The sequence below is a fragment of the Pseudalkalibacillus berkeleyi genome (assembly GCF_021608225.1).
GTDB lineage: Bacteria > Bacillota > Bacilli > Bacillales > Fictibacillaceae > Pseudalkalibacillus > Pseudalkalibacillus berkeleyi.
The window spans coordinates 1,676,826-1,703,710 of sequence record NZ_JAKIJS010000001.1; the positions used below are offsets into that span (position 1 = coordinate 1,676,826).

Annotated in this window: 28 protein-coding genes, 3 pseudogenes and 1 riboswitch; of the genes and pseudogenes, 3 read left to right on the forward strand and 28 right to left on the reverse strand. The window is 39.0% G+C overall.

Going from position 1 to position 26,885, the window contains the following annotated elements:
• Positions 1-36: 36 nt before the first annotated feature.
• The 16 genes from L2716_RS08925 to L2716_RS09000 form a co-directional block, all read right to left on the reverse strand.
• On the reverse strand, positions 37-444 hold the full coding sequence (locus L2716_RS08925) for an Asp23/Gls24 family envelope stress response protein (RefSeq protein ID WP_236333794.1): 408 nt from the start codon (positions 442-444) through the stop codon (positions 37-39).
• A gap of 1 nt (position 445) precedes the next feature.
• Entirely contained in the window at positions 446-1,819 is a 1,374-nt protein-coding gene (accC, locus tag L2716_RS08930) for an acetyl-CoA carboxylase biotin carboxylase subunit (RefSeq protein WP_236333796.1), read from the reverse strand.
• 10 nt (positions 1,820-1,829) lie between these two features.
• Positions 1,830-2,330, reverse strand: coding sequence for an acetyl-CoA carboxylase biotin carboxyl carrier protein (gene accB / locus L2716_RS08935; RefSeq protein WP_236333798.1), 501 nt, complete (start codon positions 2,328-2,330; stop codon positions 1,830-1,832).
• A gap of 276 nt (positions 2,331-2,606) precedes the next feature.
• Complete coding sequence (locus L2716_RS08940) at positions 2,607-3,149, reverse strand: SpoIIIAH-like family protein (protein ID WP_236333800.1); 543 nt, start codon at positions 3,147-3,149, stop codon at positions 2,607-2,609.
• Positions 3,150-3,151: 2 nt separating this feature from the next.
• A complete protein-coding gene (gene spoIIIAG / locus L2716_RS08945) occupies positions 3,152-3,808 on the reverse strand; it encodes a stage III sporulation protein AG (RefSeq protein ID WP_236333802.1) in 657 nt (218 codons plus the stop codon).
• A 6-nt stretch (positions 3,809-3,814) separates the two neighbouring features.
• Positions 3,815-4,423 (reverse strand): stage III sporulation protein AF, encoded by a 609-nt coding sequence (gene spoIIIAF, locus L2716_RS08950; protein ID WP_236333805.1) that lies wholly within the window; start codon positions 4,421-4,423, stop codon positions 3,815-3,817.
• Between the two features lie 15 nt (positions 4,424-4,438).
• Positions 4,439-5,638 (reverse strand): stage III sporulation protein AE, encoded by a 1,200-nt coding sequence (gene spoIIIAE, locus L2716_RS08955; RefSeq protein WP_408005300.1) that lies wholly within the window; start codon positions 5,636-5,638, stop codon positions 4,439-4,441.
• A gap of 9 nt (positions 5,639-5,647) precedes the next feature.
• Positions 5,648-6,037 (reverse strand): stage III sporulation protein AD, encoded by a 390-nt coding sequence (spoIIIAD, locus tag L2716_RS08960; protein ID WP_236337840.1) that lies wholly within the window; start codon positions 6,035-6,037, stop codon positions 5,648-5,650.
• A gap of 13 nt (positions 6,038-6,050) precedes the next feature.
• Positions 6,051-6,257, reverse strand: coding sequence for a stage III sporulation protein AC (gene spoIIIAC, locus L2716_RS08965; RefSeq protein WP_236333808.1), 207 nt, complete (start codon positions 6,255-6,257; stop codon positions 6,051-6,053).
• 20 nt (positions 6,258-6,277) lie between these two features.
• Complete coding sequence (gene spoIIIAB, locus L2716_RS08970) at positions 6,278-6,790, reverse strand: stage III sporulation protein SpoIIIAB (RefSeq protein ID WP_236333811.1); 513 nt, start codon at positions 6,788-6,790, stop codon at positions 6,278-6,280.
• Positions 6,787-7,734 carry a stage III sporulation protein AA gene (gene spoIIIAA, locus L2716_RS08975; protein WP_268963966.1) on the reverse strand — a complete coding sequence of 316 codons (948 nt, stop codon included), beginning with the start codon at positions 7,732-7,734 and terminating at the stop codon, positions 6,787-6,789. Before spoIIIAA ends, spoIIIAB begins: the two co-directional genes overlap by 4 nt.
• A gap of 75 nt (positions 7,735-7,809) precedes the next feature.
• Positions 7,810-8,091, reverse strand: a complete 282-nt coding sequence (locus tag L2716_RS08980; protein ID WP_236333812.1) for a YqhV family protein — start codon at positions 8,089-8,091, stop codon at positions 7,810-7,812.
• Between the two features lie 146 nt (positions 8,092-8,237).
• Complete coding sequence (gene efp, locus L2716_RS08985) at positions 8,238-8,795, reverse strand: elongation factor P (protein ID WP_236333815.1); 558 nt, start codon at positions 8,793-8,795, stop codon at positions 8,238-8,240.
• 18 nt (positions 8,796-8,813) lie between these two features.
• A complete protein-coding gene (locus tag L2716_RS08990) occupies positions 8,814-9,881 on the reverse strand; it encodes a M24 family metallopeptidase (protein WP_236333818.1) in 1,068 nt (355 codons plus the stop codon).
• Positions 9,878-10,324 (reverse strand): type II 3-dehydroquinate dehydratase, encoded by a 447-nt coding sequence (aroQ, locus tag L2716_RS08995; RefSeq protein ID WP_236337841.1) that lies wholly within the window; start codon positions 10,322-10,324, stop codon positions 9,878-9,880. Before aroQ ends, L2716_RS08990 begins: the two co-directional genes overlap by 4 nt.
• Before the next feature lie 270 nt (positions 10,325-10,594).
• On the reverse strand, positions 10,595-11,113 hold the full coding sequence (locus L2716_RS09000) for a YqhR family membrane protein (protein ID WP_236333820.1): 519 nt from the start codon (positions 11,111-11,113) through the stop codon (positions 10,595-10,597).
• 237 nt (positions 11,114-11,350) lie between these two features.
• Between L2716_RS09000 and L2716_RS09005 the strand changes: the two genes are divergently transcribed.
• Entirely contained in the window at positions 11,351-12,310 is a 960-nt protein-coding gene (locus L2716_RS09005; RefSeq protein WP_236333822.1) for a DUF1385 domain-containing protein, read from the forward strand.
• Positions 12,311-12,332: 22 nt separating this feature from the next.
• Complete coding sequence (locus L2716_RS09010) at positions 12,333-12,725, forward strand: SA1362 family protein (protein ID WP_236333824.1); 393 nt, start codon at positions 12,333-12,335, stop codon at positions 12,723-12,725.
• On the opposite strand, the gene L2716_RS09015 is transcribed toward L2716_RS09010, so the two are convergent.
• The 8 genes and pseudogenes from L2716_RS09015 to L2716_RS09050 form a co-directional block, all read right to left on the reverse strand.
• On the reverse strand, positions 12,720-13,661 hold the full coding sequence (locus tag L2716_RS09015; RefSeq protein WP_236333826.1) for a patatin-like phospholipase family protein: 942 nt from the start codon (positions 13,659-13,661) through the stop codon (positions 12,720-12,722). The genes L2716_RS09010 and L2716_RS09015 overlap by 6 nt on opposite strands.
• A 148-nt stretch (positions 13,662-13,809) precedes the next feature.
• Entirely contained in the window at positions 13,810-14,244 is a 435-nt protein-coding gene (mntR, locus tag L2716_RS09020; protein ID WP_236333828.1) for a transcriptional regulator MntR, read from the reverse strand.
• 102 nt (positions 14,245-14,346) lie between these two features.
• Entirely contained in the window at positions 14,347-15,375 is a 1,029-nt protein-coding gene (splB, locus tag L2716_RS09025; RefSeq protein ID WP_236333830.1) for a spore photoproduct lyase, read from the reverse strand.
• Between the two features lie 121 nt (positions 15,376-15,496).
• Positions 15,497-16,615: pseudogene (locus L2716_RS09030) on the reverse strand (vitamin B12-dependent ribonucleotide reductase); the annotation flags it as partial.
• Between the two features lie 60 nt (positions 16,616-16,675).
• The gene (locus L2716_RS09035; RefSeq protein ID WP_236333832.1) at positions 16,676-17,611 is read right to left on the reverse strand and encodes a PDDEXK family nuclease; all 936 of its coding nucleotides are present in this window, start codon (positions 17,609-17,611) and stop codon (positions 16,676-16,678) included.
• Positions 17,612-17,828: 217 nt separating this feature from the next.
• A pseudogene (locus L2716_RS09040) lies at positions 17,829-18,449 on the reverse strand (vitamin B12-dependent ribonucleotide reductase); the annotation flags it as partial.
• Positions 18,450-19,212: 763 nt separating this feature from the next.
• Positions 19,213-20,004: pseudogene (locus L2716_RS09045) on the reverse strand (ribonucleotide reductase N-terminal alpha domain-containing protein); the annotation flags it as partial.
• Positions 20,005-20,375: 371 nt separating this feature from the next.
• On the reverse strand, positions 20,376-21,209 hold the full coding sequence (locus tag L2716_RS09050; protein ID WP_236333834.1) for a lipoate--protein ligase family protein: 834 nt from the start codon (positions 21,207-21,209) through the stop codon (positions 20,376-20,378).
• A 221-nt stretch (positions 21,210-21,430) separates the two neighbouring features.
• Here L2716_RS09050 and L2716_RS09055 point away from each other — a divergent pair, with 221 nt between their 5' ends.
• Positions 21,431-21,763, forward strand: a complete 333-nt coding sequence (locus L2716_RS09055; protein ID WP_408005321.1) for a rhodanese-like domain-containing protein — start codon at positions 21,431-21,433, stop codon at positions 21,761-21,763.
• 74 nt (positions 21,764-21,837) lie between these two features.
• Here the strand turns inward: L2716_RS09055 and L2716_RS09060 are convergent, their stop codons facing one another.
• From L2716_RS09060 to gcvT, 4 genes are all read right to left on the reverse strand, one after another.
• Positions 21,838-22,275: a cell wall hydrolase gene (locus tag L2716_RS09060; protein ID WP_236333837.1), complete on the reverse strand. Its 438-nt coding sequence runs from the start codon at positions 22,273-22,275 to the stop codon at positions 21,838-21,840.
• A gap of 307 nt (positions 22,276-22,582) precedes the next feature.
• A complete protein-coding gene (gene gcvPB, locus L2716_RS09065) occupies positions 22,583-24,046 on the reverse strand; it encodes an aminomethyl-transferring glycine dehydrogenase subunit GcvPB (RefSeq protein WP_236333839.1) in 1,464 nt (487 codons plus the stop codon).
• Positions 24,043-25,386, reverse strand: coding sequence for an aminomethyl-transferring glycine dehydrogenase subunit GcvPA (gene gcvPA / locus L2716_RS09070; RefSeq protein ID WP_236333841.1), 1,344 nt, complete (start codon positions 25,384-25,386; stop codon positions 24,043-24,045). The genes gcvPB and gcvPA overlap by 4 nt, the downstream gene beginning before the upstream one ends.
• Positions 25,387-25,405: 19 nt before the next feature.
• On the reverse strand, positions 25,406-26,500 hold the full coding sequence (gene gcvT, locus L2716_RS09075; protein ID WP_236333843.1) for a glycine cleavage system aminomethyltransferase GcvT: 1,095 nt from the start codon (positions 26,498-26,500) through the stop codon (positions 25,406-25,408).
• Positions 26,501-26,694: 194 nt separating this feature from the next.
• Positions 26,695-26,783: riboswitch (glycine riboswitch) on the reverse strand.
• Between the last annotated feature and the right edge of the window lie 102 nt (positions 26,784-26,885).

A 26,885-nucleotide genomic window follows, 5' to 3' on the forward strand; every position in this document is an offset into this window, starting at 1 on the left:
CGGGGAGACGAGGCTTGACATTCGAGTCAGCACATTTTAAAATTCTTCGATTTCTTCTGGTTGGTTCAGCTTATCTTCAAATTGAACGCCGACAACGTGCACATCTACACGGTTCGGCTCTAATGCCGTCATTGTGTATAATGTATGGCGGATATTCTCTTGAATCTTTTCAGCTGTATCTGGAATAGACACACCAAAATTCATCGTTACAAACACATCAATGTTAATGCCATCTTCTGATAGTTCAACTTTAACACCTTTACCTAGAGACTTTTTCCCGAATCTCTCAACTACTCCTGATGCAAAGTTACCACGCATTGATGAAACACCTTCGACTTCAGTTGCAGCTAAGCTTGAAATGACCTCAATAACCTCAGGCGAGATTTCAACCTTCCCAAGATTTGAATCCTTCTCTTCCATTTCAAATGTTTGATATTCGTTCATTCTACTCACCTCCGCTAGAAGCTGATTTTGATGTTAAGTCATGAATTTCCAAAAACTTTGTGTTGAAATCACCACTAATGAAACTTTCATGGTCTAACAGTCGTAGATGGAACGGAATCGTTGTATCTACTCCTTCGATGACGAATTCACTTAGTGCACGTTTCATTCGGCGGATCGCTTCGTCTCGAGTGTTTCCATACGTAATGACTTTTGCAATCATTGAATCGTAATAGGGAGGTATGAAATAGCCTGGATAAGCAGCTGAATCAACACGAACGCCTAATCCACCTGGTGGTAAATACATTTCTATTCTACCAGCTGATGGCATGAAATTCTTGTCAGGGTTCTCAGCATTGATTCGGCACTCGATCGACCAACCATTGAAGGTGATATCTTCTTGTGAAAAACTTAGACGTTCGCCACTGGCAACTCGTATCTGTTCCTTGATCAAGTCGATACCCGTTACCATTTCAGTTACTGGATGTTCAACTTGGATGCGTGTATTCATTTCCATGAAATAGAAATTACCAGAATGCGCCTCATAAATAAATTCTACTGTACCAGCGCCAGAATAGTCCACCGCTTTAGCGGCACGAACCGCAGCTTCTCCCATTTCTTCACGCTTTGTAGGGTCAAGTGCTGGAGAAGGCGTCTCTTCTAATAGCTTTTGGAGACGACGTTGAATGGAACAGTCCCGCTCTCCTAAATGAATGGCATTACCATAGTTATCTCCAAGAACCTGTATTTCAACGTGACGGAAATCTTCGATGTACTTCTCTATATATACTCCAGGATTTCCAAACGCTGAAGCAGCTTCTTGTTGTGTCATCTTGATGCCTTTCACTAAATCTTGCTCAGTGCGGGCAACTCGGATACCTTTACCACCGCCGCCAGCTGTTGCCTTAATGATGACTGGATAGCCCATATCTTCAGCAAGTTTAATGGCTTCTTCAGGTGATTCAATAATGCCTTTAGAACCAGGTACAATCGGAACGCCAGCTTCTTCCATTGTCGTTCGTGCTACGTCCTTAGTCCCCATTCTGTTTATTGCTTCAGGACTTGGTCCGATGAAAATGATGTTACACTCTGCACAAATTTCAGCAAAGTCAGCATTCTCTGCCAAGAACCCATACCCTGGGTGTATTGCATCTGCACCAGTCAAGGTTGCAACACTCATGATATTTGTAAAGTTTAAGTAGCTATCTTTTGATAAAATTGGTCCTATGCAATAGGCTTCATCCGCCATTCTTACGTGAAGGGATTCTTTGTCACCTTCTGAATAAACAGCAATGGTTTCAATATTCATTTCTTTACATGCACGGATTATACGGACTGCAATTTCTCCTCTGTTTGCGATCAGTACTTTTTTTATCATTTGCATCACCCTATTGTTTCTTTACAAGGAATAATGGTTGTCCATACTCAACAAGTTGACCATTTTCAACGAGAACTTCTACAATTTCTCCGTTGACCTCTGCTTCAATTTCGTTGAATAATTTCATAGCTTCAATAATACAAACAATGGAATCATTAGATACTTTATCGCCTGTGTTAACATATACATCTTCATCAGGAGATGGAGAAGCATAGAAAGTTCCTACCATCGGTGACTCAATCTTATGTAATGTTTCATCCATTTCTTTCACAGGTTCACTGTTTCCAGAGTTTGCTTCTTGTTTTGACTCACTTGGTTGTGATGGTTGGGCTTGAACTTGGGGAGCTGGAGCTGCCTGTTCAACACGTGGCTGAACTGTTTGTTGAACAACTTGTTCTCCTCCACCTTTTTTCAATGTAATCTTCGCATCTTCCAATTCATAATTGAATTCATTGATAGAAGACTGATCAATTAGTTTAATTAATTCTCGAATTTCTTGGATCTTGAGCATTTGTTCCACTCCTTAAAATTGTCTACGATTAGAATTATTATATCATAAATGATCACACCTAAAACGCTTCCAATATTATTACCTATTTATGGGAGCTGGTGCTAATCCGTATATATCATATCATATCCAGCTTAATGAGGACAGTTATACTAACATGATATCAAAAACATAGTGATGATAAAATAAAAATAAGACCAAGTAGCAATTTGCTTCTACTTGACCTTATTTCATACGATGGACACAGTCAGTCCAACATTTCGTTATCGTTTTGGGGTATTAATTCTTTGCTGTATGGAATTGTACAGCTACTTGTTTGTCACCTAGTTGTTCTTTCGCTTTTCGCATGATTGCATTCGCTTCTTCACCGGAAAGCTTTTCCTCAACTCTGACGATGATCGTTACTTCCTTACCCATCGTGTTTACGAGCACATCCTCGTACCCCATACTTTTAATTAACGTTTCAAGTGTGCTTTCTTTCATACCTAGTTCTTGAAGTGCCGTTAGTTTGTCTAATGCTTCCGACTGAACTTCAGCTGCTACACTCGTATTTGCAATCACTTGATCATACTGGTGCGCTAGCTTTGAACGCTGCTCATCCATTTTCATTCGAAGTTCCATAAATAGTTCGTCACTGTCAATCTGAGTAACAGATGGACCCTCTACACCATCTTGAGCACCATTCTTACTGGCTTCCTGTCCTTCCTGTTGTTTAGCAAGATCTGTTGGTGATTGCTCTGGGCTCGTAATGTAATAAACAGACAGCACAATGATCAAACTCAACATCGTTAACAACCATACCGTTTGCTTCTTTAATAACATTCTTATTCCCCCTTTTGCTTTTTCGCGGTAACACTAACTTTATGGCTCGGCATATCAAACACTTTCGAAACAGCTTCTATGATCCAATTTTTCACCTGCAAGCTATCGGCTCCCTCCGCTACAATAAGAACACCAGTTACTTTGGGCTTTTCGATACTGCGTATAATGGGTTCCTTACCATTTTTCCCATCGATGATGATGACCTTTTCACTTGTCTGATCGGTACTTGATTTGCGCTTACCCCCATTTTTGTCTGTCTCATCCGTTGTCGATATTTGCTTGTTAATTTCCTTCTCAATTACTTTGCGATAAGTAGAGTCTACAACCACCATGACTTCTGCATTTTGTACACCAATCATTTCATCCAACAATTCCTTTAACTGATTTTCATAGTGTTCTTCTAGCTCTCGGATTAAAGAGGAAGGGTCGTCTGACTTGCCCATTGAGAATGTTGGCTTAGACTCTTGAGTTCCATCTGCCATATTCATAACAGAAGCTGGCTCAGTTGCACTCATTAAATTTTGTACGAGCATCATGGCAATCCCGAAGCCTAAAATCAATAATATATATTGCGATTTTCGGTTAAGCTTCTTGCCATCCTTAGTAGGTTTCAATAGCGACGTAAGCCATTCATTCTTCTTTTTGTTATGATCGGACATATTTCATTACGATCCTCCTTCCCCTTGTATGACAATCTGGTCTACCGGAAGCTCCCAATGCTTTGCAAGAAACTGTTCAATTTCATTTAAGTGAACAGAGTCCTCTTCTAATCTCTCAGAATCTGAGGTGTCAATTGTCACTTCTTTAACGACTGAAATTGAATGATCACTCTCAGTTGATTCCAATGTTACGTAGACAACCCAATGACTTTCATCTGAACCGACTTTGGATTGATCCTCCACCACCACATCCTTTAAACGTTTCTCAAATTGTTCCTCAAACTGTACTTCTACTTTTTGTTTCAATAGGACAGCCATTTGTTCTAAACTATATGCATCAATTGAGGCTTGTATTTCACTTTTCTTGTTTTCGAGCAAACTTTTTACTTGATCATCGCCTATTAACGACGATTCTACTTGAAACGAAGCTAAGCGATCATTCAAATCAACTGAAAACAATTTAATGAGCGGATTCAGTATGGCAATGATCAGAAGTAGACCTATTACGACTTTGACATATTTCTGAAATCCTGAAGAAGGCAGTATGAGTTCAAGAATAGTAGCGAGCAAAATGATGAGAATAATGTTCGTAATCCATTCATATAGAAAAGACATTTTCCACAGTCCTCCTCATCTCATCATTAAGGTGAGATTCCCTGCAGCAATCATCATGGTAACTGCTAAGAAAAACATGAAACAGACGATAGATAGTGCCGCAAAAATGAACATCACATTCTTCCCGATAATGGAGAGACATTCTATAATCGGTCCACCACCTAATGGTTGCAATACTGCAGCTGCAATTTGATAGATTAGGACGAGTGATAGGATTTTCAATGCCGGAAAAGCACACAAAAGGATTAATATGACGACCCCAGCAATGCCGACTGTATTCTTTAATAATAAAGAAGCGCTTAATACCGTGTCAGTCGCTTCCGTAAACATCCGACCTATGACAGGGATGAAGTTACCGGTTATAAATTTTGCTGTTCGAATTGCAACGCCATCAGCTACTGCAGCTGTTGCACCCTGTACACTTATGACACCTAAGAATACAGTGAAGAAAACAAGCATAACCCCGATGGCAACATTTCTTAATAAATTGGCTAGTTGAGTAACTTTATAATGTTCGGTAAGTGTACTTACAATGCTAAGAAGAGCAGATAAGAAGAGAAGTGGTAATACGACATGTTGTATAAGTAGACCACTTGTATTAACTAATAAAATGATGAAGGGATGAAAGAAGGCAACAGACACTAGACTACCCGAGGTTGCCATTAGAGCAAGTAATAAAGGTATAAGTGCAATAATAAATGCATTCATATTTTGAATGGCTTCTGTCGTATATGACACAGCAACATGAAAACTATTTAATGCGATAATGATGAGGACCATGTATACCATTCCATATGCGACCCGACTGACTGCTTGGTTCTCAAAAGCATTCTGCATTGTTTGTAGAAGCATACTGAATAAGGTCAGCATAATTAACATACCTAGTAATTTTCCATTACTTAAGATTTCATGAAATAAGTATCTAAGTAGAGCAATAGCCCATTCTTTAAAAGAAAAATCTTTATCGCTTTGTATAAATTCAAGAATGCTCCCTTTTTGGCTTTCTGGCAGGAAGCCTCCATATTGATTTCTAATTTCGTTCCAATACTCTCTAACAGTATCTAAATGTTCATCCTCTATTTGTAAACTATCTTTCAGCGATCCCTTATCTGTAGCTTCTGCATAAGCAACCTTTACTGGTTGTCCAAGAAACAAACTGAAAACGACTGCTACCAGGAGAAATATAAGAACTTTCGAGGTTATACCACTCAACATCACTTCCCCCTAACTTGGCAGCAAATCTATAATGGTTTCAATAAGAACAGTAAGGATCGGTATAGCCATCACCAAGATGAGAACTTTCCCAGCTAGTTCAATTTTGGCTGCAATCGAACCTTGTCCAGCATCTCTTGTGATTTGAGCACCAAACTCTGCAATGTACGCAATACCAATGATCTTCAAGATTGTCTCAACATAAACCATGTTCAAATTCGCATTCGTCGCCAATCGCTCTAACATATCAATTACGGTTTGGATTTTACCAATCAAGAATAGAAAAACAGCTGCACCAGCAAAAAGGATGATGAGAAAAGAAAATGCAGGTTTTTGATCTTTAATTATAATGGTTAGAAAGGTCGCAATTAGACAAAACCCTACAATTTGGATGATCTCGATTTCTAACCCCTCCTCAACCCTGGAAGAGAAACACACCTCTAATTTGTTGGAACAGATCATCAAGCAAACTAATGACGATAAAGAGTACTAACACAAACCCGATCAAAGTAATCCAATGAGCAATGTCCTCTTTACCCATCTGCTTCAACACGGTATGTAGCATTGCGATAACAATACCAATTCCAGCAATCTGAAAAATCGTGTTCACATCATATGGCATCTCTTCTTTCTCCTCTCTAGCTAAATGAGCAATATAACGATTAACAATCCCGTAAGAAGCCCGAGGCTCTTCACCATGTTTTCATATTTATGTTGGATTTCAACCGCTTCCTTTTCCTCACGCTCTAAATGCACGATGGTAAGTCGAATTTGCTTTTGTTGATGCTCTCTATCATGTCTACCTAATGTGGCTCCAAATTGCTTCAATACTTCAATTTCACCTTTCTGAAAAGAGGTGTGTTTTTCAATTACTTGGAGGCTTTCTTCCCAAGCGATTTGTACTGTAGAATGACCCGTGTACAATCGTTTTGCTACCTGTTCAAAAAAGAGAGATAGCGGCTCTTTCAATTGTTTGGATAGATGGGTACAAGCTTCATATAACGGTGTCATTCCATATACGATCTCAGCTTCTAATGATTGGAGTGCTACTTTAAGTTGACGCAATTGCCTTGGACGATCTTGCATCCGTTTCGCCCATTCAAAACCAGCCCATGTCGTCGCCAATATGATACAAAGTGCACCGATAATATTCATCTCAGCATCTGTTCCTTTATGATTTCATTTATTGGGTTTAAGTTTGAATCTAATATTCTTTTAATGCGATGATGACCTTTAGAGCGGTCCATGACTACGTACCGTTCAAATAAATCAACCTCTACTAGCTGACGAAGCGAAGGCCTTTTCAACACATTTTCAATATCGTATCCATGTGCTGTCATTATCATTTGAACACCGGCATTTAATGCCTCGAGGATCGCAGCAGAATCCTCAGTTCTCCCAATTTCATCTACAAAGATAATTTCCGGACTCAAACTCCGTATCATCATCATAATCCCTTCAGCTTTAGGACAGGAATCTAGTACATCAACACGAGGGCCTAAGCTATGCTGCGGAACTCCTTTTATACAACCTGCAATCTCAGAACGTTCATCCACAATCCCCACTTTTGAGCTATTAATGCTTTTGTTAGACAACCCACAGCTTGCAACTCGAGCTAAATCTCTAAGTAAAGTTGTCTTCCCGGCTTGTGGGGGACCGATGATTAAAGTGTTCAACCATTTTTTGTTATATAATATGGGCGCGATCGGTTCTGAAATGCCTATTTTCTGTCTTGCAATCCTTATATTGAACGAACTGACATCTCGAATGACTTTAACTTGTCCCTTTTCCGTAATGACTTTTCCGGCAAGTCCAACACGATGTCCACCTTTAATCGTAATATACCCCCGCCTCATCTCCTCTTCAAAGGCGTATAAAGAGTATTGACTGAGTTTATTCATTAATTGAATACCATCCTCCGCTGTAACCATGTATCTATGGTTTACTGAAGATGGAGCGATCGGTCTGCCTCCACTTACAATTTCCAAAGGTTGGTTGATTCGAATTCTAATCTCCTCAATTCGCTCAACCACTTCTCCTTCAATAGATGCCACAACATGTTTAATTGAATCTGGTAATATGTGTAGAATTTCATTCATTTGTTCCCACTACTTTCTCTTATGGGCTTGTTTTCAATGTATGCGACATCAACTGTTTTATGACCAGTGCATCAGTCATTTCAATACGCCAAATAAAATAAATGCTACACCAATCGCAATGAAAACCAGCTTCTGAAATGAGATGTCCTCAACAATCCCCATGAGCCCTAACGACATCGTAAAAATAAAAATGATTGGCCCGACTAGAGCTAACGAACCATTGATAACGATTGCTTTCTGTATTGAATTGAAATACAACATCAAGATTACCGCCGTTATTTCGAACGAAGCAGATAGCAATCGAAGCCCAGCCATATTTAGTACGGTTGAATCAAATGTCTCCAAGATTTGCTTCATAGATTCTCACCACTTTTTTGTACAACCTATGAGTGAAAGCTTGAAAAAAGAAGGGTAATTACTACATTTACTTCAATGCAATAAAAAAAGCCGATTCCAAATTATTTGGAATCGGCTTTCCTAATTCATATATTCGTCTCATTCACTTATGCTCTTGAGACGTAATCTCCAGTACGTGTATCAATAATCAGTACGTCCCCTTCATTTACGAAGAAAGGTACTTGCACTGATAAACCTGTTTGTAGAATAGCAGGCTTTGTTCCACCAGAAGCTGTATCTCCTTTAATACCAGGTTCAGTTTCTGTCACTTCAAGTTCAACCGTATTCGGCAACTCTACACCTAGAATTTCCGATTCATACATTTGAACTTGGACATTCATATTTTCTAAAAGATACTTCAATTCAGTCTCAATTTGTGCTGTTTGAAGTTCTAACTGCTCATATGTCTCTGTGTCCATGAATGTGTGCACATCACCAGATGAATATAAGTATTGCATACGACGATTGTCGATATGCGCTTTCGCAACTTTCTCTCCACCACGGAATGTCTTTTCTTGGATGGCACCTGTACGTAGATTACGTAGTTTCGAGCGAACAAACGCGGCACCTTTACCTGGTTTCACATGTTGGAAATCCAGTACAGTCCAAATACCATTATCCACTTCAATTGTTAAGCCTGTCTTAAAATCGTTTACTGAAATCATTCATGTTCCTCCTGTTCTTTACTCTCCAATAATAAATAATTCTTTAGAAGATGTCGACAACTTTTCACAGCCGGTCTCAGTGATTACTACATCATCTTCTATACGGACACCACCTAAACCTGATACATAAATGCCAGGTTCGACGGTTACAACCATACCTGGTTCGAGCACAGTGTCAACTTTAAAGGAAAGGCCAGGACCTTCGTGAACATCTAAACCAATTCCGTGCCCTGTTGAATGTCCAAAGTTTTCACCATATCCATGTTCTTTAATGTAATCTCTTGTCAGTGCATCAGCTTCTTTACCTGTCAAACCAGGCTTCAATCCTTCTAACCCTTTTAACTGAGCATCAAGGACAATTTGATGAATCTCTTTCATTTTATCGCTTGGTTCGCCAACTGCAATTGTTCGCGTGATATCTGAACAATATCCTTTATACAGCGCTCCAAAATCTAGCGTAATCATATCCCCTTTTTCAATGACCTTTTCAGAAGCTACACCATGTGGTAATGAAGAACGAATACCAGATGCAACAATGATATCGAAGGAAGAAGATGTTGCTCCATTCTTTCTCATGAAGAATTCTAGTTCATTTGAAACATCGATCTCTCTCATGCCAGGTTGAATAAACGTTAAGATATGTTCAAAGGTTTTGTCTGCAAGCTCTGCAGCTTCTTTTAATACTTTAAGTTCATCCTTATCCTTTACAAGACGTAACTTCTCAATAACGCCAGATATAGGAACGAGCTCAACATCCACCTTATTTTGATAAGATTGATGTCCTGCATACGTCATATAGTCTTGTTCAAAGCCTAACTTCTGTATGCCCATTTCTTTTGTTTGTTTAGCAACCTCTTCAGAAATCAAACCAGTATGTTTAACGATTTCATAGCCTGTTGCTTGTTCATTTGCTTGATCAATATAACGGAAATCCGTAATGAGCTTAGCTTCTTTACTAGAGATCAGTACAACACCTGAAGAGCCCGTAAACGTACTCATGTACCTTCGGTTACTCGCACTTGTAATCAGCATTCCATCAATTCCGTTTTCACTAAATAATGATCTTAAGCGTTCGATTCGATTCATCTGTTTTTCCCCCTTAAAAAGTGTATGAGTCCTCTTACCGCAAGTTCATAACCAATCGGTCCAAAGCCAGAAATTTGTCCAATGACAACTTCTGAAAGAACAGAGGTATGTCTAAATGATTCCCTAGCATATATATTAGATAGGTGGACTTCAATTGTTGGTGACGAAATACTAGCTATTGCGTCTCTTATCGCGTAGCTGTAATGCGTAAATGCACCAGCATTAAGAATAATACCATCATAACGATCATCAGCTTGGTGGATCCAATCAATTAGTTCTCCCTCATGATTAGATTGTTTGTGTGCAATTTCCACCTCTAATAATTTTGCTTGTTGATCTAAATCATTCATAATTTGTTCTAAAGTCTCATTGCCATAAATCGTTGGCTCACGCTTGCCTAAGCGATTTAAATTAGGTCCGTTCAATACTAATACTTTCATTATGTACTTCTCTCCCTCAAGTTTAAGAAACCCTGATCTTTGGGACTTTCTCAAAGTGAAAAGTTATATACATTGGCTGTTTTTGAATACATTGTTGCTCTTGTACCAAATTGTTGAAATAAACTTCGTTTTCCACGTCGGAGTCTCGTATATTTCAACCTGTTGTTCAATTCAATTATCACCTAAGAGCAATAATCTTTTGAACTGAGCCATTGCAAAAAAAAACAGAATGTTCCATTGAACATTCTATCATAGGTACATTCGTTTGAATAGTTAGCGCCCTTGCTTTTGAGCCTTTTGAAGCTCGTCATAATCAAATGAGATTGAGAACCCTACAAACAATCCATACAGGACGTAAAGGCATAATGTCGTAATTAATGTATTAATCCCAAGTTCTTGGATTGGTTTCAATGTCGGAAACATCGGGTTAAAGAGAAAGAATACAATTCCCCATAACACGATACCAAAAATAATACCGGTAACCATATGTTTAAATTTAGAAAATAGCACTTTATAGACTATAGCAACTAGCATAGATAATAACCCAATTACGAGAATTCCGATCCAATCACCTAAGGCTTTATCCTTCCAATCACCAACAGCCCATGGTGATAGTACTAAGGATGGTCTGATCCTTGTAAAGTTCAACATATATACGGCATAGCCGATTAGACTCCAAAACAATCCACCGACAAATCCAATCGTTAATACTCTTCCTGTATACGAGTACTGCTTTTCACCTTTATTTTGTTCTAATTGTTCATTCTCATCTTGTTTGTGATCATTAGCCATCAACGAACACCTCCAAAATTAGTATATCCGTTGAATGAATTTCTATTTTCAATTCTAGACAAATTTTCAAATATTATATGTGTTAGATCACCTAATTTAGGGAAATTAATTTCCAAAGGTACACTACCTATTTTATTAGAAAATTAAATGACAAGAAGTCCACACATATAGCGATATGACATACTATCATGATAGAATAAGGGTATATTGTAAACGTAAAGATAGGTTGGTGGATGAATGTCAAAGCAAAAAGCTCCAGCGTATGGCGGTCAGGCTGTAATGGAAGGTGTCATGTTTGCTGGGAAACACACATACGTAACAGCCATTAGGAGAAACGATGATTCATTAGACTACTTCGAGGTCAAAAAGACACATCGTCCTGTACTCCATACTTTGAAAAAGATACCCTTTGTCAGAGGTTTTGTTGCGATTATCGAGGCAAGTGGTAACGGTGTAAAGCATTTAAATTTCTCAACTGAAAGATATGATGTTGCACCTGAAGATGATGAGAAAATTCTAGAGGAAAATAAACCTTCTAAACTGTCATTGATTCTAGGTACTGCTGCACTTGGTGTCTTATCTTTTCTATTCGGGAAGTTCCTGTTCACCTTATTACCAGCAATAGCAGCAGAAGCATTTCGACCAATCCCTATATTTTCGGGTCACATTGGGCAAAATGTTATTGAAGGTATATTAAAGTTAGTTCTATTGCTCTCTTATTTATATTTTATATCGATGACACCCATGATTAAAAGGGTCTTCCAGTATCATGGTGCAGAACACAAAGTCATTAACGCATATGAAAGTAATCTTCCTTTAACAGTAGAAAATGTGCAAGCCCAATCAAGATTGCACTATCGTTGTGGAAGTAGTTTCATACTTTTCACTGTAATAATTGGTTTCATTATCTATTTATTTGTTCCATCCGATCAATTATGGTTACGTCTTCTCTCAAGAGTTGCACTGATTCCAGTTGTGCTCGGCGTATCCTATGAGGTATTACAAGCAACAAATAAATTAAGGAACATACCTATCCTTCGCTATCTTGGTTATCCAGGATTATCGCTACAACTACTAACGACGAAAGAACCGAAAGATCCACAAGTTGAAGTGGCCATTGCTTCGTTTAATGAAATGCTCAAAAGAGATAAAGAATACGAGAAGGAAGCGATTGAAACAAGCGCGAAAGTGGTTTAATCCTAAAAGGAGGTGAGTCTTGTTGTTTCTACGTAAATTCAACTGGATCGTATTGTTAATATTGGGGCTAGCTGCATTCGGATTTGTGATGACGTTGATTACTAACCCGATGTACCTCGTAAAAATGGCACTGATCTTTGTCGCAGTTGGTGGATTATTCTACTTCTTGTATAAGCGATTTATCGCGGGTAGATTGGGTGGTCAGGTTTCAGGTCAATATAAGCAAGCAGCTCGCTACTCTGCAAAGAAATATCAAAGCAACAATACGGGTCCGTTAAAATCGAAGCAAGTTAAGCCTAGCCCTAAACAGAAGGCAAATCCCTCCTTTTCAAAAGCAACTAAGAAGCGTAAAAACAATCACAACCTTAAAGTAATTGAAGGAAAAAAAGGAAAGAAAAAAAATCGAGCGCTATAAGATGCTCGATTTTTTTAGTGTAATTTTCGCTCTTGTATTATGGTTAGGATAATGGCGCCAAGTCCTAAGAAATTTCTCCGTACTTTCTTTCCCAAAATCCGTCAACTGATCAATCACTTGATGTGATAAGGCGAAATTAATCATTGAGATTTGTTGTACAGGTATAAACACGATGTCAGCACTATGCGCTTGAGAAATATGTCTTGCATCGTGTGCGTCCATCATCGTATCAAATAACCCGTGGAATAATGTGATGGCATTTGTTATGTTATTAGGTCTTTGATCTAATTGGGAAGGTTGTAATTGAAACCCGATGACAGGTCTTTCCTGAGGCGTCTTTTCATCTTGAAACAACCAGATTGGGAAATTACTCAACACGCCTCCATCAACGAAGATATTTTTCTTGCCAGTAGAATCATAAATTTTGATCGGATCAAAAAAATATGGAATACTCGCACTCATTCTAACCGCCTTTGCAATCTTAAAACGTTCTGGCAAGATGCCATAACGTTCTAAATCATCAGGCAGAACGATTAACCTCCCATTCGTAATATCAGATGCAATGATTTTGATAGAACCTTCTTCTAAATCCGCAAATGTTCGTACCCCTTTTTCTGCTAGCTTCTCTTCAACCCATTGCTCAAGTTTCTTTCCTTTGTATAACCCAAGCTTCCAATAAAGCGTTAACCATTTCATGAACGGAAAGGCGATTGAAATTGTTCTCGGGTCCAAGAACTCTCTCAAATCAATCTCATGCAGAAGCTCTTTTATTTCATCAGAAGTGTATCCGGCAGCAACGAATGCTGCGATGATTGCACCAGCACTTGTACCAGCAGTTCGTTTAAAGGAGATCCCCTTCTCTTCAGCAACCTTCAACGCACCGATAAATGCTATCGCTCTAACCCCTCCACCTGAAAACACACCATCAACATCCATCCATCTCACCCCTCTCCTTTTATATATGTACGCTTGAGACGACGAATTCATATTTCCATAGTGAAGAACACACACTAGAAGTTAAAAATGGTTTGGGGCGAACCTTGGATATAGTGAATTTCACATAAAAAAACAACCATAACGAAAGTCATGATTGCTCTTGTTCTTCTTCATTTTTCTTTTGTACTTTTCGAAGTCCATCGACTCGTTCAGTGTTTTCATCAAAATACTGTACGAGATCTCCAATGCGGTCAATCGCATTCCAACTTAAGTGATGTTCGATCCCTTCAACATCTTCATAAATGTTCTCTGGATCCACTCCGATGACTTTTAAGAATTCTTCCAAAAGCTCATGTCGGTAAACAAGACGTTTACCAAGCTTCTTTCCATTAGGAGTAAGTACAAAACCACGATATTTTTCGTAAACGACATATTTTCCTTTGTCGAGCTTTTGCACCATTTTCGTTACAGATGATGGATGAACCTCCAATGCCTCTGCAATATCTGAAACTCTAGCGTATCCCTTTTCATTAATGAGCTGGTAAATACGTTCAATATAATCCTCCATACTTGGAGTTGGCATGCTTTCCCCTCCAATACCGCAGATCCTGTACCTGTGTATTAATCAATTCAAAACATAATAAAAGGATACAATAATAATGCTAAAGTGACAAGGGCAGATCCTTTAAGTAAAGTATTCAACCTTTGCTTCTGGGAAGTATGCTTCAATATAATTCTCTATCGTTTCTCTCAACTCTTGTGCTTCATCCTTTTGATATACATACTTTCCAATTCCATATCTGCCCCATTTATATTTCCGTTTTTCTTCATCCATCTCTAGTTTGCTTTTAGGATACCTTTTTTCAATGACTTTTTTAGCTGGCTTTGTGAACCTGTGTTGGATCAGTTCAAAGGTAATATTAGAGAAGTAATCGGCCGGGATTGTTTCACTCATGATCTCGAACAACTCTTTATAACCACCTTGCCAATCATCATGTAAGTATAAGGGGGCAACAACAAAACCAAGAGGGTAGCCCGCTTCAACAACTTTCTTAGCAGCGGTTAATCGATCTTCGAGTGAAGAGGTTGCCATTTCAAAATTTTTAATAACCCATTTGCTATTCACACTAAACCGAAACCTCGTCTTGCCATTATGTTTGGCATCTAGAAGATGATCGACATGATGATATTTTGTGGTGAATCGAAGACGTCCCAATTCTGTTTGTCCAATATATTCAATGGTTCTTTTTAAAGAATGAGTCAAATGGTCGATTCCCACAATATCAGATGTACACGATGCTTCAAAACGTGTAATTTCTGGGGCACGTTCATCCATGTATTTTTGGGCTTGTGCGAAAATTTCATCCAAGTTGACATACGTTCGGATATAAGGTTTTGAACCAAGGGTTGTTTGTAAATAACAATAGTGGCAATGGCCCATACAGCCTGTTGCTAAAGGTATAGCATATTCTGCAGACGGTTTTGACGTATCAAATTTAAGTGTTTTCCTAATTCCGATTACAAGTGTTGATTTCGCGTTACGGTATTTTTGGAGTTCATTATCCCCAGGGAGATCACGTACTTGGTTATGTGAAGTTGTTTCACGAATTTCTAAACCCATATCTTCAAATTTCTTCTTTAATTCACGTGCTAAAGGATATTTCTCAAGCGCTTTAGGCTCAATATATACTAATTGTGGAACAAACGGTTTCATTTACATTCACCTCAAGATTAGTATGAGCGAGGTGATGTAAAATAGTCTAAATGCACAATGGAAGATTTAAGAAGATTAAAAAACCTACCCGTTGATAAAACAGGTAGGTTCCATTCAAATATTAAATTCCACACTTCAACTGAGCATTACAGTTTGTACATGTGTTACAACCACCAATTTCTTTCACTTGTCCTTTTCTACATACTGGGCAAGTGTTGCCTACTTCATTTCCAATCGTGACGTCTGTTGAGCGAAGGTCTGCGATCGTATCGACGAGAACAACTTTTTGACGTTCTTCTTTTTGCGTTGCCTCAGTTTCATCAAATGTATTTTCTTCTGCACTAAGCGTTAACACTTGAGAGTCGCGACTTCCATCCACATAAACGGTACCACCTTTAGCACCACCGTTATATAAGCGTTCATAAACACCTTGAACTTGTTCCACTGTATATCCTTTTGGAGCATTTACCGTCTTACTGATTGAACTATCGATCCATTTTTGAATAACACATTGTGTATCAGCATGAGCTTCTGGAGACAGTTCCATAGCAGAAACGAACCATTCCGGTAGGTTTTCAGCGTCAGCATTTTCGTTTCTAGATACGTAATCGTTCACAATATCTGCTTTCACTTCAATAAACTTACCAAGTCGTCCACTTCTAAAGTAAGAGAACGAGAAGTAAGGCTCAAGCCCAGTACTCACGCCAACCATAGTTCCAGTTGATCCTGTGGGAGCTACAGTCAACAAGTGAGAGTTACGAATACCGTGTTGAAGGATACCTTCTCGAATATCTTCAGGCATCTTTTTCATGTATCCTGTATTGATAAACGCTTCACGGAGTTCTCTTGTTTCTTTTTCCGTTTTTCCTTCTAAAAATGGAAAGCTTCCTTTTTCTTTCGCTAATTCAATCGACTCACGATAGGCAGTTGTCGCCATCGTTTCGAAGATCTCATCAACCAATTTGTTACCTTCCTCAGATCCATATTTCGTCTCACAGTAAATGAGTAAGTCATGAAGACCCATAACACCTAATCCGACACGTCGTTCTCCAAGAGCTTGAACTCGATTATCTTCTAGGAAATATGGCGTAGCATCTATAACGTTATCCTGCATTCTAACACCAGTGCGAACGGTTTGTTTCAGCTTATCGAAGTCTACCTGTTTCGTTTCTTTGTCAGCAACATTGGCTAGGTTGACGGCAGCTAAGTTACAAACAGAATAAGGTGCGAGCGGTTGTTCCAATTTTGTTATCCTACCGGCTTTTTATCCGATAGTTCTTACAGTTGTATTCCTGTAAGTTCAGCATACCTTTTCATCACAAACACTTTTCATAAACTTCAGAAGTTCTTTTCTACCTTTATCTTCTCCAAAAACAGCTTTTGAGATTATCCTATAGTCCTTTACTCCATATTGTTTTTGGATAGTATCTGTTAACGGTTTAATAGTGGAATTGATTTTGTTTAACGGTGTTCCTAGAATTAAGTCTTTATTATCCTTAGACCACTGAATAACGTATTGTTTAATTCGATAGTGCACTTGTTTTCGTTTATTAACGTATGTTTCTGTAGCAAGTTTTATAGCTACATTTCCAGAACAAGTACGACTGCAAAATTTATTTTGAGCGGTTACGATAACATTAAAAGGTCTTTTACAAAGTTGACAGATTCTCGTTTCCCTAGGCTTTTTTAATTTACCTTTCTGTACCAACCCTGTTTTTCTTAAACCTTCTATCATCTTTTGTTTAGCGATACTATCAGAAGCCCACAATTTTTTAGTATGGTTACCAATTTCTCTTTTTGTCTTTTCATTATGCTTTAAATTGTAGTGACCATTCAACTTACCAACAGCAACTTTATTAACCGTGGTATCTTTGGAGTTTATCCATTCGGTTATTACTGAATTTAATGAAATTGGCATTACTTTGTATAATTGTAGAAGCTCTTCATATGATATTAATTCCCACTCTAAAGAGTTTAGCAGTCCTATGGTTCTTAAAGCTTTTCTTGCTCTTTTCTTTTCTTCTTCGTTTCTTGATTTAATCTCCACTATTTTATTTAATACACCGTTTTTATTATAGAAAAAAAAGTCTGGTTTATAAATGCGGTAACCAATGTCATATACATCGTCTTCATAACTCCATTGAATAGAATGGTGATCAAGATATTTGGCATATGCGTATTCGTAGGAACTTCTTAAATAGTATCCTTTGTAAAAGCCCGCATACCCTCTATTCATGAACACCCACCTCTAATTCAATTTGTTAAAAAGACCTTTAAATCGTATTTGGTTTGTGATGTTGCGGTCTCGTGGGCAGGTTATATTCTCTTTCGAGGTTCACTGCCTATGCGTTGCCCCTGACTAAGGCTTTACCCTTAGCCTTCGGTTCGGATTCCCATCTCAGGGTTCCCGCTTTATCCCGCAATTTTTTACGTGAGGCAAATCAAGCTGCTCTACCACACGGATTCGTTGCTACTACTTTCTGTCCATATGCTTTTGCGTTTGTCATTTCGTTTGCATTATCGATAAAGAAAATGCCTGGTTCTGCTGAGTATGTTGCACAAATGTTGATCAGGTTCCATAGTTCACGTGCTTTCACACGCTTGTAAACACGGATCCCATACCCTTTCGCTTCCCATTCACGAACGTCACCACATTCTTGCCACTTGTTGTTATACTCAAGCATCTCTTCAAACGTGTAGTTTTCTACATCAGGGAAACGAAGTTCATACTCTTCGTCGTTCTCGACTGCTTCCATGAATTCTTTGGTCACACATACCGAAATATTTGCCCCAGTTAAAAATTCTGGATTATGAACACTATATGTTCCACCTACACGAAGTTTTTCTTCTGCTTCTTTAATTGCCTTGTCAGTAAATCCACCTTGACCTGGGATACTCTTATAATTGACGATACCTTGATACATCGTTTGTTCCGTCTCAGTAAGAGGAGTAAATTTCAATTTATCAAGAGCTAATTGTTTAATTCGATCGTCCGTAGTCGTTTCAACTAAGAATCTAAGAATTCTCGGATTTTGCATTTTTGAAATGATGAATTCAATAATGTCTGGATGCCACGTTTATACCGTCCTTTTCAGGATACTTAAACTCTGCTAAAAGCAGACGGTCTAGACTATATCATCACCCTCAGCATGACCTGTTAGGGGCCGGGCGCTTCGAGGATCTAACTCCCCTACTCTACTCGCTTACAATCTTGTAAGTTTTCGATAGTCGTTGAACCTTCACCTGATTAGGTGCTTGGCTGCTGATTGTCCAATCCGATCAATTTTTAAAGCATTCACGCTCACCGTTCCCAGTCACGTTGTAGCTTGATCGTCTCTAAGGATTTTTCAGCAATTCACCCGATTTTCTAGTCATTCATTGTCTGAATGACGCGGACTAGAATTAATCCGCCAGCATAATCATTTGAGCTCCACGCTGTTTGTTACGCACTCCATATTGAGTGGGTGTGGTCATTTCTGCCACACTCTCATGCTTTCACATGAGATCAGACTATATCATCAAAGAAGAAAATTCATATTAATTCGCTATTTTCTACTTTGTCTCGTGCCTCATAACCACGTTGCCGCTTGTTATGATTTACTTCTTCCTTAATTTCCATTTACATTCCTCCATGTTTTAGGAAACCTTAGGAAGTTTTAATAGTCGTTGAACGTTTATCTCAGTTTCCTAAGATACTTCGCTGCTGATTGCCCATTGTTTTATCCTTGAAATTTTTGAGCATTCACGTTCGCCGTTTCCGGCCGCGTTGTAGCTTTCAAGGCTTTAGGGTGTTCCAGCAATTCACGAGATTTTATTCCCGCCGATTGGAGCCATTTAACGGGATCCACCTTGTTCTACAAGGTGCGTTAACTTCGCAATGTCATCTAGCCATGATACAGACCCTGATGATTTTCCGTTCACGCCTTTTGCAAGTGTGTTCCTTGGTCGTAATGTTGATCCGTTCGTCCCAACACCACCACCGCGACTCATGATTTCCATCACTTGCTTCCGGTGGTCTGAGATACCTTCTCTAGAATCTTGAACGAAAGGCATTACATAACAATTGAAGTAGGTGACCTCAGTACCTGCACCGGCACCGTATAATACTCGTCCAGCTGGAACGAAGTTTAAATTAACTAGCTCATGGTAGAATTTTTCGAAGGATTCTTGCTTTCTTTCCTCAGTTTCTTCCACTTCCGCAAGACCTGTCGCATTCCGTTTAGCAATTTGCTCATAATATATTTCTAATGGCTTATCAATCGTATCAAGAGGTCGTTTAACTATTCCTGTCTTCACTTCCTCTGGTTTATCAAGTACACCTCGATAATCCTCGTCTACTTTCACTTCCGCCATCTTCTTTTCTTGATCAATGGAAACGATGAATCCGACACCTCTAGCTGGAAACTTCGGGTCGTCTTTGACCGTCAGTACAACAAAGTCTCCTACCTTTAAAGTCCTTTTCTCAGTATCCTTGAAAGAATACCGATCCAACATGACCAATCTCGATACACCTTTGTGTGTCGTATGCATGTCCGATGTGATCGGATGCACCTGTTCAAATTTCGCAATATCGTCATTCAACTGGTCTATGTTGATATGATGTCGTTGCTCCCCTGTTACAATCGCCATCCAGGATCCTCCTTTATTATTTTTTCATTTTTTATGTTAATTTCATTTGCATATGAGTTACTAAGATAATAGCATATCTAGGGCTCGTTTATCAATATATAGTGTACATTATATTTAAATAATACAATATATTGTGTGTTTTAGAACGAATATATTTAATCTTGTCAAAATCACAATCATATAAAATAAGTAGAATGTTAAAGGAAATTGTATATTTCTCGCTTCTAAATCCCCCATATAAGAAATTCATCCATTTGCATCAAGTAACATTTTTTGAGCTTCGCATGTGGCTTACACTCATTTAAAAACCTATAACCTATTTCGAAAAAAAAATAAAAACTACGACAGCATTTGTCGCAGCTTTTCATATCTTAACGTCTGTACGTCCATTCATCGTTCGCATATCGTCTATCAACGATTTGATCTACATATTGTTTTTGCTCTTCCGTTAATTCAAGTGGTATAAATTCAACATCAAGTCCTTCAGCAAAACTACGTTTGAATGCTATCTTTGATTCTTCAATCGTAACTCTTTCTGCACGTAACTCATTAATCGCAACCGCTTTTTTACTAAATGCCTTTTGCATCCGATCGCGGACTCTGTCATTTGAGAATTTAAAGCAATCAAATAGTTTGTCTTCATCGATATCAAGCAATATTGAACCGTGTTGGAGAATCACACCCTTTTGTCTCGTTTGTGCACTCCCTGCAACCTTACGTCCTTCAACAACCAATTCATACCAGGATGGAGCATCAAAGCAAACGGCTGATCGCGGATTTTTAAGACCTGCTTTTTCTTCGTCTGTTCTAGGAACAGCAAAGTACGCATCCAAACCTAAGTTTCTAAATCCACCTAGTATGCCTTCTGATATAACGCGGTATGCTTCAGTAACAGATTGTGGCATCTTTGGATGCTCTTCCGAAACGATCACACTATACGTCAATTCTTGATCGTGCAATACCGCTCTTCCTCCAGTTGGGCGTCTAACAAACCCGTATCCGTGCTTTTCCACGGCATCCAAATTGATCTCTTTCTCTACTTTTTGGAAGTATCCAACTGATAGCGTTGCTGGATTCCACTCATAAAACCGTACAACTGGTTTTATCTCGCCTTTACTATGCCATTCCAATAGCGCTTCATCAAGCGCCATATTATAAGCTGGTGAACAAGCACCAGAATCAATAAAATACCATTGCTCTTTCATACGACTTGTACGCCTCTTTCCTTACAATCATCTGTATGTAACGTTCATAGTTTAACAGATTTCAACTTAGGCGTACAACGTATCGAATTTTGAAAACTTTATTTTGCGAATACCTCTAATCCTGTATATAATGGACATGGAATATTTTTTTTAGAAAGAAATAGGGGGAAATCGAAATGGATTGGATTCTATGGGCTTTACCAGTAGGCCTATTGCTATATATGTTGATTGCTGGTCTATATCAACGTCGAAATTTGAAGACGTTGACTGAAGAAGAATTCCGCAGTGGTTATAGAAAGGCTCAGTTAATTGATGTCCGTGAAACGAAAGAATATGAAAATGGACATATTTTAGGAGCAAGAAACATCCCATTGTCTCAGCTTCGCATGCGTCATAAAGAAATTCGTCAGGATCAACCCGTTTACCTATATTGTGAAAGTGGCATGCGAACAGTAAGAGCTGCTGCCGTGTTAAGAAAGAAAGGCGTTAAAGACCTTTATAACCTTAAAGGCGGATTTAAAAAATGGGGCGGAAAAATTAAGAAAGCTAAATAAACCAATATAAAGAGTGTGATCAGTTTATACTGATTACACTCTTTTTTAATGCTGAGTTCCATTTTAGTACCCACTCAATAATAAACACTTGCACATGTTCCAGCTGCTGGTTCATAAAAACAATGTTTTTTGTATTGACCAGCAAATGGTTGGCCGAACCATGTTTGAGGACAGGGAGCGTATGGGTTGAAATACCAAAGACCATATTTCGCTGGATGCTCCCTCCAATAATCCAAGTTCTTTTTTGCTAACTTTTTCTCTGCAGCTCTCGCTCTGTTATAAAATACATTTCCCTTTTGAACAGCTTCAAAAGAATAGTTTCCTCCTTGTACTTGATAAATGACTTGTGGAATTGTCCTTATGTTTTTGAAGTCTAAACAATCTGCATTAGCACGATTAACAATTATATTACCGACATATAACATGCCTTGTTTTCCCTCACCTACGGCTTCTGCTCTCATCATTCTAGCCATTAAATCAATGTCTGAATTTGTGTATTTTATTCTTGGCATATTTCTCACCTCTACAATATTGTATGAGAAGAGCCTATTCACATTTCATGATAATTCACATTGTTCTAGCCATAGTACTAGAAAGGTTATGACATGTCTTTAGTAGGATCATTTTACTAAAATGGCGAGAAAATGCGATCAAATGTCAGGATTAACCGTTAGAATGTCGAGATTAATTCAGGAAATGTCTAGATAAATACGGGAAATGTCTAGATTATATGTTGAAATGTCGAAATCATTGGAGAAGAAGGTTAGATTTTGATCTAAAAAAGATGCCCAAGAATTTCTAGGGCATCTTCTTCTAATATTATTGTTTTTGGTAACGTAGAATCGGTTTACGTGCAGCTGTTGTTTCATCCATACGTTTAATGACTGTCGTGTGTGGTGCTTGTTGGACCACTTCTGGTGATTCTTCAGCTTCTTTCGCGATTTGTATCATAGCTTCTATAAACTCATCCAGTGTTTCTTTCGATTCCGTTTCCGTTGGCTCGATCATCATACCTTCCTCGACGTTTAGTGGGAAGTAGATGGTCGGTGGATGGTAACCGAAATCAAGCAAGCGCTTTGCCATATCTAATGTGCGGACGCCTAACTTCTTCTGACGCTTACCTGAAATGACAAACTCATGCTTACAATGCTGTGCATACGGTAGCTCGAAGTGAGGCGCTAATTTACGCATCATGTAATTCGCATTTAATACAGCATAGTCACTGACCTTCTTCAAGCCATGTCTACCCATCGTCAAAATGTACGTATACGCACGGACATTTATACCGAAGTTTCCGTAGAACGGTTTAACACGTCCAATCGAATCAGGGCGGTTGTAGTCAAACACATAGCCTTCTTCTGTCTTTGCAAGAATTGGCTTAGGTAAATATGGAAGTAATTCTTTCTTAACTCCAACTGGTCCTGATCCTGGTCCACCGCCTCCATGAGGTCCTGTGAACGTCTTATGCAAGTTCAAGTGAACAACGTCAAAGCCCATATCTCCAGGACGTGTACGGCCCATGATTGCATTCATGTTTGCTCCGTCATAATAAAGCTTTCCGCCTGCTTCATGGACAATTCTCGCCATATCTAGAATATGCTCTTCAAAAAGTCCAAGCGTATTCGGATTCGTCAGCATGAGGGCTGCAGTATCTTCACCGACTACACGCTTCAAATCTTCGAGATCGACAAGACCATTGTCATCTGATTTTACAGTGACGGCTTCAAAGCCTGCAACGGTTGCAGATGCTGGGTTTGTTCCATGAGCAGAGTCAGGGACGATCACTTTTGTACGCTTGTGGTCGCCATTCTTTTCATGGAATGCACGGATCATCATCAAACCTGTCCACTCACCGTGAGCACCAGCAGCTGGTTGAAGTGTAACCTCATCCATACCTGTGATCTGTTCCAGAGTTGTTTGAAGGTCGTAAAGCATTTCCATTGCACCTTGCACAGTTTCTTCATCTTGGTATGGGTGAATATGTGCAAATCCAGGAATACGTGCAACATCTTCATTGATCTTCGGATTGTATTTCATCGTACAAGAACCTAAAGGATAGAATCCTGAGTCGACTCCATGGTTACGTTTCGATAATGCTGTATAATGACGCATGATTTGCAGTTCAGAAACCTCTGGAAGTTCAGGTTCTACTTCTCGAATATAATCAGCATCAATCATTTCTTCAATGGGAGTTTCAGGAACATCTAATTTCGATAGGCTATATCCTTCTCGTCCAGGTTTAGAGATTTCAAATATGAGTGCTTGATCTTTTTCGTGACTCATTGGACTCCCCCCAATTCTTTTGCGAATGTATCGATTTCTTCTTTTGTACGTTGCTCAGTTACCGCAACCAACATATGATTGCTCAATTCAGGGTAGTATTGACCGAGGTCATATCCCCCGATAAATCCTTTTTGAAGGAGTGCTTTGTTGATGTCTTTAACAGGCTTCGTCACTTTAACGACTAACTCATTAAAGAACTTTCCTTGGAATTCAACTTCAAGTCCATTTGCTTCTAGCTGCTTTTTGGCATAATGTGCTTTTTGTAGATTTTGAATTGCAATCTCTTTGATTCCTTTTTTACCAAGTGCTGTCATCGCAACAGATGCTGCTAAAGCGTTCAATGCTTGGTTTGAACAGATGTTGGAAGTCGCTTTATCTCGACGGATATGCTGTTCACGAGCCTGCAATGTCAGTACGAATCCACGTTGTCCTTCTTCATCTGTCGTTTGACCAACTAATCGGCCCGGAACTTTACGCATCAATTTCTTCGTCGTTGCAAAATATCCACAATGTGGACCACCAAATGCAGCTGGAATACCGAATGGTTGTGCATCACCAATGACGATATCTGCACCGAACTGTCCAGGTGGCTTAAGTGCACCTAACGAAAGTGGGTTACTGGATACAACGAACATCGCTTTTTCTTGATGAACAATCTCTTCAATCTCTTTCAATGGCTCTATTTGACCATAAAAGTTAGGATATTGAACGATAACACAAGCTGTGTCGCCATCAACCGCTTCTCGTAATGCATTTAAATCGGTTGTTCCATTAGAAGTGTCAATTTCAACGACTTCAAGGTTCGGACCCTTCGCATACGTATGAAGTACACTTAACGCTTCAGGATGAACACTCTTTGAAACGACAACCTTTTTCTTTTTCGTATGAGCACCACTTAAGAAAGCGGCTTCGCCGAGGGCTGTTTGGCCATCGTACATAGAGGAGTTCGCTACTTCCATTCCTGTCAGTTCACAGATCATTGTCTGGAATTCAAAGATCGCTTGAAGCTCCCCTTGAGAAATTTCAGGCTGATAAGGCGTATAAGCAGTATAAAACTCTGAACGAGAGATAACGTGATTTACGATCGAAGGTATATAGTGATCATATACACCTGCACCTAAAAACGATGCGTAATCCTTCGTATTCACATTTTGTGCAGCGAGCTTCGTCATCTTCTTCATAAGATCTGGCTCAGGGATGGCTTCGGTAATATTCAAGTCCCCTTTAAAACGTACATTTTCAGGGATATCCTCAAATAATTCGTCTATGCTGTCAATGCCGATCTCGGCCAACATATCCTTTTCATCTTGCTCTGTCATTGGTAAGTAACGAAATTGCACTCTACATTCCTCCTTATAATTAGCGTTTATAGAAAGGCGTTTTCACGACTTCTGCTTTTAAGCGTCTTTTACGAACTTGTACTTCTACTTCTGTACCTAATTCTGTGTATTGGGTATCGATGATGGCAAGACCTAAGTTTCTCCCTAATGTTGGGGATTGCGTTCCAGTCGTAACCTCACCAATCTTCTCATCATTTTTGAAAACCTCGTAATGCGTTCTTGGAATCCCCTTGTCAATCATTTCGATTCCGACGAGCTTGCGCTTTAGACCTTCTTCCTTTTGCTTCACTAAAGCTTCTTTACCTATGAAGTCAGATTCCTTCTTCAATTTAACTGCGAATCCGATTCCAGCTTCTAATGGTGAAATGTCTGCAGTGAGCTCTTGTCCGTATAGAGCAAGACGAGCTTCAAAGCGCAGTGTATCTCTTGCACCCAACCCAATTGGTAATACTCCATCTTCTTGACCAGCTTCCAAAATCTTCTTCCAAAGCGTTGGTGCATCTTTACTTTCAATATAAATTTCAAAACCGTCTTCACCTGTATATCCTGTACGAGAAACAAGCGCTTTCGTGCCTGCAATTTCTACATCTTCAGCAAATTTGAAGAAACCAATTCCACTGAGATCGTAGTCTGTCAGTTTCTGAAGTACGGATTCTGCAACTGGACCTTGCAATGCTAATTGAGCAATATCTTCAGAAATGTTCTTAATTTCTACATTTCCTTTTTCATTTTTCAGGAGCCACTCGAAGTCTTTCTCAATGTTAGCTGCATTGACAACGAGTAGATAATCCTCATCTCCGCGCTTATAAACGAGTAGATCATCTACTGTACCACCCGTTTCATAACACATCGCTGTGTATTGTGCGCCGCCATCCTTCAACTTGGAAACGTCATTTGTCATGACATACTGAAGGTAACTTTCTGCATCTGGGCCTTTGACCGTAATTTCTCCCATATGTGATACGTCAAATAAACCTGCTTTCGTACGTACTGCTTCATGCTCTTCTTTAATACTTGAGAACTGGACTGGAAGCTCCCAGCCACCGAAATCAATTACCTTCGCTCCATATTCTTTGTACACTTCAAATAATGGTGTTCGTTGTAAAGTTGACATGAGCATCTCTCCTTCTATTAAAAAAATTCGTCAATCAGCTGCTAGATTTGTCTTTATAAACAAATAAAAAAATAAAGGACAAAGAAGACTATAAATGTCTTCTCTGTCCTTGTACCTGAAAGTTTATCGTAGTAAATCAATATACTACGAATGTCCCCGTTGGTGGCCCATTAAATGGACACTCTCCAGAGCTGCGTCTAACAAGAGTCCATTTGCCTGAGAGATTCGTATACACTTGCTCCTTCGGCGCTACTATCGAAGTAGACTCTCCCCTTGTTATCACTCGCCTCTATGTAATTAAAAGAACTATTAAGCGTGTCTTCTAAGATCAAATCAATCGCAACTATTATATTTCTATGTTTGCTTGTTCATACTAAGTATGAAA

What these genes read in the sequence shown, in the direction of transcription:
- L2716_RS08925 (WP_236333794.1), bottom strand. Translation starts at nt 444, where the DNA reads ATGAACGAATATCAAACATTTGAAATGGAAGAGAAGGATTCAAATCTT.
- accC (WP_236333796.1), bottom strand. Translation starts at nt 1,819, where the DNA reads ATGATAAAAAAAGTACTGATCGCAAACAGAGGAGAAATTGCAGTCCGT.
- accB (WP_236333798.1), bottom strand. Translation starts at nt 2,330, where the DNA reads ATGCTCAAGATCCAAGAAATTCGAGAATTAATTAAACTAATTGATCAG.
- L2716_RS08940 (WP_236333800.1), bottom strand. Translation starts at nt 3,149, where the DNA reads ATGTTATTAAAGAAGCAAACGGTATGGTTGTTAACGATGTTGAGTTTG.
- spoIIIAG (WP_236333802.1), bottom strand. Translation starts at nt 3,808, where the DNA reads ATGTCCGATCATAACAAAAAGAAGAATGAATGGCTTACGTCGCTATTG.
- spoIIIAF (WP_236333805.1), bottom strand. Translation starts at nt 4,423, where the DNA reads ATGTCTTTTCTATATGAATGGATTACGAACATTATTCTCATCATTTTG.
- spoIIIAE (WP_408005300.1), bottom strand. Translation starts at nt 5,638, where the DNA reads ATGTTGAGTGGTATAACCTCGAAAGTTCTTATATTTCTCCTGGTAGCA.
- spoIIIAC (WP_236333808.1), bottom strand. Translation starts at nt 6,257, where the DNA reads ATGCCATATGATGTGAACACGATTTTTCAGATTGCTGGAATTGGTATT.
- spoIIIAB (WP_236333811.1), bottom strand. Translation starts at nt 6,790, where the DNA reads ATGAATATTATCGGTGCACTTTGTATCATATTGGCGACGACATGGGCT.
- spoIIIAA (WP_268963966.1), bottom strand. Translation starts at nt 7,734, where the DNA reads ATGAATGAAATTCTACACATATTACCAGATTCAATTAAACATGTTGTG.
- L2716_RS08980 (WP_236333812.1), bottom strand. Translation starts at nt 8,091, where the DNA reads ATGAAGCAAATCTTGGAGACATTTGATTCAACCGTACTAAATATGGCT.
- efp (WP_236333815.1), bottom strand. Translation starts at nt 8,795, where the DNA reads ATGATTTCAGTAAACGATTTTAAGACAGGCTTAACAATTGAAGTGGAT.
- L2716_RS08990 (WP_236333818.1), bottom strand. Translation starts at nt 9,881, where the DNA reads ATGAATCGAATCGAACGCTTAAGATCATTATTTAGTGAAAACGGAATT.
- L2716_RS09000 (WP_236333820.1), bottom strand. Translation starts at nt 11,113, where the DNA reads ATGGCTAATGATCACAAACAAGATGAGAATGAACAATTAGAACAAAAT.
- L2716_RS09005 (WP_236333822.1), top strand. Translation starts at nt 11,351, where the DNA reads ATGTCAAAGCAAAAAGCTCCAGCGTATGGCGGTCAGGCTGTAATGGAA.
- L2716_RS09015 (WP_236333826.1), bottom strand. Translation starts at nt 13,661, where the DNA reads ATGGATGTTGATGGTGTGTTTTCAGGTGGAGGGGTTAGAGCGATAGCA.
- mntR (WP_236333828.1), bottom strand. Translation starts at nt 14,244, where the DNA reads ATGCCAACTCCAAGTATGGAGGATTATATTGAACGTATTTACCAGCTC.
- splB (WP_236333830.1), bottom strand. Translation starts at nt 15,375, where the DNA reads ATGAAACCGTTTGTTCCACAATTAGTATATATTGAGCCTAAAGCGCTT.
- L2716_RS09035 (WP_236333832.1), bottom strand. Translation starts at nt 17,611, where the DNA reads ATGAATAGAGGGTATGCGGGCTTTTACAAAGGATACTATTTAAGAAGT.
- L2716_RS09050 (WP_236333834.1), bottom strand. Translation starts at nt 21,209, where the DNA reads ATGAAAGAGCAATGGTATTTTATTGATTCTGGTGCTTGTTCACCAGCT.
- L2716_RS09055 (WP_408005321.1), top strand. Translation starts at nt 21,431, where the DNA reads ATGTTGATTGCTGGTCTATATCAACGTCGAAATTTGAAGACGTTGACT.
- L2716_RS09060 (WP_236333837.1), bottom strand. Translation starts at nt 22,275, where the DNA reads ATGCCAAGAATAAAATACACAAATTCAGACATTGATTTAATGGCTAGA.
- gcvPB (WP_236333839.1), bottom strand. Translation starts at nt 24,046, where the DNA reads ATGAGTCACGAAAAAGATCAAGCACTCATATTTGAAATCTCTAAACCT.
- gcvT (WP_236333843.1), bottom strand. Translation starts at nt 26,500, where the DNA reads ATGTCAACTTTACAACGAACACCATTATTTGAAGTGTACAAAGAATAT.